Below are 7,619 nucleotides of genomic sequence, written 5' to 3' on the forward strand. Positions count from 1 at the left end.
CCGCCGATTTCCGCACCGATGCCAATTTCGGCTTTGCGGTGCCGGTGGCGGTTGCCGGCGTTGACCGCGCCATCCTCGATCCCCGCTCGACCTGGGCCGACAAGCCGGCCTATGACCGGCAGGCGGCCCGGCTGGTAGGCATGTTCGCCGCCAATTTCGAGAAGTTCGAGGAGCATGTCGACGCGACCGTCATGGGCGCCGCGCCGCGCCTGCAGGAGGCAGCCGAGTAACGTCGGGCACATTGCCGCCGTCAAAGGCCCGGCTTCCGCCGGGCCTTTTCTTTTTTGCGCTGCCGCGTCATGACTGCGCGCATGAATGCCGACGACAAGATCATCATCGCCGACGAAGCGGTCATCCACCCGGCCGATTTGCACGAGGATTTCATCCGCTCCTCGGGCCCTGGCGGTCAGAACGTCAACAAGGTGGCCACCGCCGTGCAGCTGCGCTTCGATGCGGCGAATGCGGCGGGTCTGTCCGAGCGCGTGCGCGAACGTACCCTGAGGCTTGCCGGCCAGCGCGCCACCAAGGACGGCGTCGTCGTCATCGAGGCCGGGCGCTTCCGCACCCAGGAGCAGAACCGGGCCGATGCGCGGGCGCGGCTGACCGCGCTGGTCGCCAAGGCGGCCGAGCCGCCGCCGCCGCCGCGCAAGAAGACGAAGCCTTCGAAAGGCGCCGTCGAGCGACGTCTCAAGACCAAGGCCGGGCGTTCCACGGTGAAGAAGCTGCGCGCCCGGGTGGACAACGACTGAGGTTAAGCCGGCGCAGAAACCGCGACAGCCGCTTTCGGGTCGCCGTCCTTCCCCATTGGTGGCATGCTCGGGCGCGCTAACCGGATCGAACGGAAATCCATGCTCGTTTTGCCCAAGGGTGTCCGCCATATGCCCGGCTACCTGCCGCGCCCGGCGCAGGAAGCGCTGGTCGAAGAGATCAGGAAGGTGGTGCAGGCCGCGCCCTTGTTCGTGCCGGCCATGCCGCGCACCGGCAAGGAAATGAGCGTGCGCATGACCAATTGCGGCCCGCTCGGCTGGGTCACTGACAAGGAGCGCGGCTATCGCTACCAGCCGACCCACCCGGTGTCGGGCTTGCCATGGCCGCCGATTCCCGATGAGCTGCTGCAATTGTGGCGTGAGGTGGCGGCCTATCCGCATCCGCCCGAAGCCTGCCTCGTCAATTTCTATTCGAGCGACGCCAAGATGGGCCTGCATCAGGATCGCGACGAGCAGGACTTTTCCGCCCCCGTTGTCTCGGTGTCGCTGGGCGACGATTGCCAGTTTAGGGTCGGCCAGACGACGCGCGATGGCGGCACCAAATCATTTCGGCTGAAAAGCGGTGACGTCGTCGTGCTTGGCGGCGAAGGCCGCCTCTGCTTCCACGGCGTCGACCGCATCTACCCGTCGACCTCGGCCCTGCTGAAGAATGGCGGCCGGATCAATCTGACGTTGCGGCGAGTGACGATGCCCGCGCGCTAACCGAATCTACAGATTTTTCTCCTAGAGCAATTCCAGGAAAAGTGCGCAGCGGTTTTCCGTCCGGAATTGCGTCTCGACAAATCCCTGGCGCAATTCCAGGAAAAGTGCGCAGCGGCTTTCCGTCCGGAATTGCGTCACAACAAATACCCTAGGGCGGGTCAGCGATTCCATAGGCGCTGAACCGCTCTAGAGACGCCAAGGCATTGCCGTCGGGGTCGGGACGATGACAGATATCAGTTTGGCCTTCCATAGACTGCCGATGATATTGAGGGGAGCGGCCCAGATCGTTCGCAGGGATTCGGCCCTCTATCTGTGCATTGTGATCTATACTTTGGCCGGCCTGGTGTTTCTTAACGCGATAGGCGCCACCGACCTGGCGGCATATTCGATATATTTCGGGCGATGGACCTTTCTGAACTGTCTTATACTGCCCACTTTTGCCATCCTTATCGACCTGCTTGTCATTGTACGCCGCTTTGATTCCCGGCGTCGCCTTGCGGCAGGACGGATCTTTTCCACCTCGCGGTTGGCGTATTCGGCCTCCGGCTTGTGCCTTCTCATGGCGCTCATGATCTTCCAGGGCACATTCACCTCGGTGAAAAACGGCATGCCGGTCTGGCAGGGCGGGTTTCCATTCGACGTGGCGCAAGCCAACATCGACGCCTTCCTGCATTTTGGCGCTGATCCGTGGCGCTGGCTTTACGCGGTAGCTGAAAATGATCTGGTTCGCACCGTAGTCGAGTGGAATTACAACGTTTTCTGGTTCCTGCTGAATTTCGGCGCCCTGTTCTTTGTCGCGACGTCGCCCATGGCGGCATCGGTTCGAACGCGTTATTTGGCCTGCTTCATGGCGGTCTGGATCATCGTCGGCAATGTGCTGGCCGCCCTGTTCCTGTCGGCTGGTCCGGCATTTTATGGCGCGGTGACGGGCGACGTGGCCCGATTCGGCGAACAGCTGGCGTTCCTGGCCCATGGGGCCGCATCGCGCAATTCCGCTGTTACCTATCAGCAGTATCTCTGGTCGCTGCACGAGGCCAGGCAGGCGGGTTTCGCCTCGGGCATATCGGCGTTTCCCAGCGTGCATGTCGGCCTGGCAATGCTCAACGCGCTGTTCCTGCGCGAGTACGACCGCCGTCTTGGTGCGCTGGCGTTCCTCTATGTCGTGTTTGTCGCGGTAAGCTCGGTTTACCTCGCCTGGCACTATGCGATCGACGGCTATGTAAGCGCCGCCGTGACGCTCGTCGTCTATGCCATCGCGCGCAAACTGATCCCCGCCGATCCCCGGCCGGCGCTGGATATGCAGACCGCCACCGTCAATCGGCCAGAGGCGGTCGTCACGGCTTCTTGACGCTGGCGAGGATGCGCCGTCGCGGCCAGCCATGGTTTCGGCCGTCTATTCGCAAGATGCCAAGATGAGTTCCCTCGGGATCGCCGGCAAGGATGGTTCCTCACCTGCAGATCCATAAAATTTGAAGTTTCTGAAAAGACGCGGCCATTCCTGAAGCGGTATTTTCAATTTCGAACTTACTATTCTTTAAAAGACGTCATGCGATACCGAGGGCAACGATTGCTCGGGGTATCGTCCTCTCCATGTCTTCTACCGAAATAGGGCAGCATTTCTTGCGGTCCGCCCGGTTTCCGGTGTGGCTCTTGCAAGAGAACCGCCGCAATGCGGCGCTTTACGGGACGATCGCCGCGTTCGTCCTTGTCACCATGCTGGTCGCGACGATCAGGGGTGATTCGATCCTGCAACATGTACTGGAGTATGCAGGCCGCCTCTGGCACTCCTTTCTGTTGCTGAGCTCAGCCATTGTCGTTTGGATCTGTTTCCGCGCGCTCGTGCAGGGCCGTCACCAGTCCCCGGTCAGCTTCGCGGCGGCGAGCCTGAAAGCCTTGCTGCTGTCGAGCATGCTTGCGCGGTATTTCTACGCCAGCGCCATATTGGCGCTCTTCATGGCGGCCTTCCTCTATAACAAGACGATGATACCGGTTGTCGCTCCCTTCCAATGGGACGAAACCTTCTCCCGCTGGGATTCGGCTCTCCTGGGCGGCTATCAACCTTGGCAAATCCTCCAGCCGATGGTCGGCATGCCATGGATCACCCTTGTGTTCGACATCACCTATACCTTGTGGGTGCCGATGGTCTTCCTGTTCTGGGCGGGCCTGCTCGCCAGCCCGCGGGTCCCGGAAGCGGTCCGCGTCCGCTACTGGCGGGCGACCGTCGCCTCCTGGATCCTGATCGGCCTGGTCATGGCGACCATCTTTTCCTCGGCCGGGCCTTGCTACTTCGCGGACGTCGTGCCGGGAACACCCTCGCCCTATGCCGGTCTCATGAGTTACCTTGACGACGTCGCCGCCAGCTATCCGCTGTCGTCAAACTTGACCAGGGATTTCCTCTGGCAGGTCTATACCGGCCAGGTCGACCTGCCCGGCGGCATTTCCGCCATGCCCAGCATGCACAACGCGCAGGCGGCGCTGTTTGTGGTTACCGCATACTCCATCGATCGCAGGTTCGGTCACGCCATGCTGGCCTTCGGCGCTTTGATCTTCTTCGGCTCGATCCACCTCGGATGGCACTACGCGATGGATGGGATCGTCGCCATTCCGGCGGCGCTCGCCATCTGGTGGGCCTGCGGAAAGTCAGGACGGGTGAAACGATTAGGCTTCCTGGACGGCCGGTCTACTGATCCTCTGGAATCCGCCTGACTTTCGGAGCCTGGCAAGAAGAACAGCGAGCACGCTCGCAGCGAGGCGGATCACAGCTTCCGCAGGGCCACTTCCTCGACCAGGTGGTTGGCGCCCTTGCGCAGGATGAGATCGGCCCGCGCCCGCGTCGGCAGGATGTTCTCGCGCAGGTTCTTCAGGTTGATGTTGGTCCACAGTCCTTCGGCGATGGCGCGCGCCGCATCCTCCGACAGCTGCGAATAGCGGTGGAAGAAGGAGTCCGGATTGCGGAAGGCGGTTTCGCGCAGCCGCATGAAGCGCTGGATGTACCACTGGTGGATCAGCTTCTCGTCGGCATCGATGTAGATGGCGAAGTCGAAGAAGTCGGACAGGAAAGGCACGATCTTGCCGTCCCTCGGCAATTTGCCCGGCTGCAGCACGTTGATGCCTTCGAAGATCAATATGTCCGGCCTGTCGATGGTGACGAATTCGCCAGGAATGACGTCGTAGGTCAGGTGCGAATAGACCGGCGCGCGGACATTGCGCTGCGCCGACTTGATGCCGGACAGGAACCGGAGCAGCGCGCCGACATCGTAGCTGTCTGGAAAGCCCTTGCGCTCCATCAGATTGTCGCGGCGCAGGATCTCGTTGGGCAGAAGGAAACCGTCGGTGGTGATGAGATCGACCTTCGGGCTCGATGGCCAGCGCGCCAGCAATTCCTTCAAGACGCGCGCCGTGGTCGATTTGCCGACCGCGACCGAGCCGGCGATGCCGATGATGAACGGCGTCTTGACCACGTCCTGCGCGTTGAAGAAGGCCTGGCGCTGCCGGAACAAGAGCTGACTTGCCTCGACATGCGCCGAGAGCAAGCGGGAAAGCGAGAGGTAGATGCGCTTGACCTCTTCGAGATCGACCGGGTCGTTCAGCGACCGCAAGCGGTCGATCTCGTCCTCGGTCAGCGTCAGCGGGGTGTCGGCGCGGAACTGCGACCATTGCTCGGCAGAGAAGAAACGATAGGGGGAGTATTTCTCGGTAGGAGCAAGCTGATCCATCGAGTTTCCTGCCCTCCCTCGCGGTCAGCCCTTGGGCCGCGACGCCTTTTCGGCAACGCCCGAGCGGCCGGTGCGGCCCTCTAGCTCCTTCAGCACCTCGCCCAGCGGCACGCCGGCGATGCCGAGAACGACCAGCCAATGATATATAAGATCGGCGCTTTCCGAAACGAGGCCCTGCCTGTCGCCGCGGATGGCTGCGATCACCGTCTCGACGGCTTCCTCGCCAAGCTTCTGCGCCGCCTTGTCGATGCCCTTGGCAAACAGTTTCGCCGTCCACGAGTCCGGATCGCCGGAATGGGCGCGTTCCCGGATGGTTCTTTCCAGATCGGACAGCGAAAACTCAGTCATTTTCGCCGTTTAAGCCCGTTGAACCGGCGAGTCCAGCCGCATCGGCAGCCCGGCCCTGGCCATATGCGCCTTCGCTTCGGCGATGGTGTAAGTGCCGAAGTGGAAGATCGAGGCGGCAAGCACGGCACCCGCATGGCCGTCACGAATGCCTTCCACCATGTGGTCGAGCGTGCCGACGCCACCCGAGGCGATGACCGGCGCGCGCACGGCATCGGCGATGGCGCGCGTCAGCGCGATGTCGTAGCCTGCCTTGGTGCCGTCGCGGTCCATCGATGTCAGCAGGATCTCCCCGGCGCCGCGATCGACCATCTTGCGCGCGAACTCGACGGCGTCGATGCCGGTCTTCTCGCGGCCGCCATGGGTGAAGATCTCCCAGCGGTCGGCCTCGCCGGCGCCCGAGACCTTCTTGGCGTCGATGGCCACGACGATGCACTGGTTGCCGAACTTGTCGGCCGCTTCGGCGACGAAATCCGGGTCTTTCACCGCCGCCGTGTTGATCGACACCTTGTCGGCGCCGGCCAGAAGCAGCTTTCTTATGTCGGCCACCTGGCGCACGCCGCCGCCGACGGTGAGCGGCATGAAACATTGCTCGGCGGTGCGGGCGACGACGTCGAAGATCGTCTCGCGGTTGTCGGACGAGGCGGTGATGTCGAGGAAGCAGAGCTCGTCGGCGCCGGCCGCGTCATAGGCCTTGGCCGCCTCGACCGGATCGCCGGCATCGACGAGGTCGACGAAGTTGACGCCCTTGACGACACGGCCGTTCTTGACGTCGAGGCAAGGAATGACGCGGGCCTTCAGCATCAGCTTCTCTCCATCGTCGCGAGCAGCTCGACCAGCAATTCGCCGACCAGCGGCGGCACCTCGCCCTTGGCATCGAAGGCCGGATCATAGGCCGAGATGGTGAGGCCGGCGATTGGCAGTGCGCCGGCCATGCCGCACATCGCCTGCCGCACCTGCTCGGGTCCAGGACCGCCGGGCGTGGCGAAGCGGTTGGCCTGCAATTCTTCCGGGTCGTGAACGTCGAGGTCGATATGCATATGGATCCGTTCGGCGCCGGCCTTCTTCAGCCTCTCCGCCGCCCCCGTCCAGTCCGGGCATTCGGAGCGGATGACCGGCAGTTTTTCCAGTTCCTCCCTTTCCGCCGTGTCGAGGTCGCGTGCATTGACGAGCACCGAGCGGGCCGGGTCGATCGGCTTGAAGCCGGGAATCTGCGCCGTCATCGGCCGCCAGCAAAGGCCAAGCACCGTCGCTAGCGCCATGCCGTCGAGGAATCCGGATGTGGAAGTGTCCGGCGTGTTGATGTCGCCATGCTGGTCGGCCCAGATGATGGCGTCGGCGCCTTCGCCGGCCACGGCGCCGGCGCTGGTCAGGCAGTTGCCGGCGAGCACGATGGGAAACCGCTCGTTGTCGAGCGCGATGCGAACCTCGCCCGACACGGCGTTGCAGACGGCGAAGCCGGTCGCGATCTCGCGCGCTTGCTCGTCGTCGCTGACCCTGCCGATGTCGTGGACGTCGATGTCGTGGCCGGCAAGCTTGAGCGCCTCGGCAAGGCCGCCGGCCATCAGCGCATCCGGACCCTGGCCGCAGCCGCCGTGATAGTGGCCGCTGTCATAGGACGCCAGGATGATCGACACCTTCACGGCCTTGCCTCCATCTCCTCGCCGCGCAGGACCGCCAGCGCCTCCGCCGGGTCGATGCGGCCGTCATAGAGCGCCCGGCCGGAGATCGCCCCTTCGAGCCGCTGCGCGTCCGGCATGGTCATGCGCACGATATCAGCGATCGAGGCCAGGCCGCCCGAGGCGATCACCGGGATGGACACCGCTTCGGCAAGGTCGATGGTGGCGTCCCAGTTGATGCCGGTCAGCACGCCGTCGCGGTCGATGTCGGTGTAGATGATGGCGGCCACGCCCGCGCCTTCGAATTTCTTGGCCAGCTCGACGACGCCGAGGCTGGACGCTTCGGCCCAGCCCTCGACCGCGACCTTGCCGTCCTTCGCGTCGATGCCGACGGCGATCTTGCCCGGGAAGGCCTTGCAGGCCTGCTTGACGAGGCCTGGGGCACGCACCGCCACCGTGCCGAGGATGAC

Annotated in this window: 9 protein-coding genes and 1 pseudogene; 5 read left to right on the top strand and 5 right to left on the bottom strand. The window is 63.5% G+C overall.

Features of this window, described 5'->3' with window-relative positions:
* The 5 genes and pseudogenes from EN742_RS16865 to EN742_RS16885 all read left to right on the top strand — a co-directional run.
* Nucleotides 1-230: pseudogene (locus EN742_RS16865) on the top strand (phosphoenolpyruvate carboxykinase (ATP)); the annotation flags it as partial.
* A gap of 81 nt (nucleotides 231-311) precedes the next feature.
* Nucleotides 312-749 carry an alternative ribosome rescue aminoacyl-tRNA hydrolase ArfB gene (gene arfB, locus EN742_RS16870; protein ID WP_126059277.1) on the top strand — a complete coding sequence of 146 codons (438 nt, stop codon included), beginning with the start codon at nucleotides 312-314 and terminating at the stop codon, nucleotides 747-749.
* A gap of 99 nt (nucleotides 750-848) precedes the next feature.
* On the top strand, nucleotides 849-1,469 hold the full coding sequence (locus EN742_RS16875; protein WP_126057111.1) for an alpha-ketoglutarate-dependent dioxygenase AlkB: 621 nt from the start codon (nucleotides 849-851) through the stop codon (nucleotides 1,467-1,469).
* 223 nt (nucleotides 1,470-1,692) lie between these two features.
* Nucleotides 1,693-2,817: a phosphatase PAP2 family protein gene (locus EN742_RS16880; RefSeq protein ID WP_126057110.1), complete on the top strand. Its 1,125-nt coding sequence runs from the start codon at nucleotides 1,693-1,695 to the stop codon at nucleotides 2,815-2,817.
* 242 nt (nucleotides 2,818-3,059) lie between these two features.
* Entirely contained in the window at nucleotides 3,060-4,175 is a 1,116-nt protein-coding gene (locus tag EN742_RS16885) for a phosphatase PAP2 family protein (RefSeq protein WP_126057109.1), read from the top strand.
* Between the two features lie 50 nt (nucleotides 4,176-4,225).
* On the opposite strand, the gene coaA is transcribed toward EN742_RS16885, so the two are convergent.
* The 5 genes from coaA to EN742_RS16910 form a co-directional block, all read right to left on the bottom strand.
* A complete protein-coding gene (gene coaA / locus EN742_RS16890) occupies nucleotides 4,226-5,185 on the bottom strand; it encodes a type I pantothenate kinase (RefSeq protein WP_126057108.1) in 960 nt (319 codons plus the stop codon).
* Nucleotides 5,186-5,209: 24 nt separating this feature from the next.
* Nucleotides 5,210-5,533, bottom strand: a complete 324-nt coding sequence (locus tag EN742_RS16895; protein WP_126057107.1) for a phosphoribosyl-ATP diphosphatase — start codon at nucleotides 5,531-5,533, stop codon at nucleotides 5,210-5,212.
* 9 nt (nucleotides 5,534-5,542) lie between these two features.
* Nucleotides 5,543-6,337 (bottom strand): imidazole glycerol phosphate synthase subunit HisF, encoded by a 795-nt coding sequence (hisF, locus tag EN742_RS16900; protein ID WP_189375385.1) that lies wholly within the window; start codon nucleotides 6,335-6,337, stop codon nucleotides 5,543-5,545.
* A complete protein-coding gene (locus EN742_RS16905; RefSeq protein ID WP_126057105.1) occupies nucleotides 6,334-7,173 on the bottom strand; it encodes an arginase family protein in 840 nt (279 codons plus the stop codon). Before EN742_RS16905 ends, hisF begins: the two co-directional genes overlap by 4 nt.
* Nucleotides 7,170-7,619 (bottom strand): HisA/HisF-related TIM barrel protein (locus tag EN742_RS16910; protein ID WP_245492338.1); only part of this gene is annotated, 450 nt, incomplete at its 5' end. The genes EN742_RS16910 and EN742_RS16905, both read right to left, overlap by 4 nt.

The organism is Mesorhizobium sp. M4A.F.Ca.ET.020.02.1.1 (assembly GCF_004022645.1).
Taxonomy (GTDB): Bacteria; Pseudomonadota; Alphaproteobacteria; order Rhizobiales; family Rhizobiaceae; genus Mesorhizobium.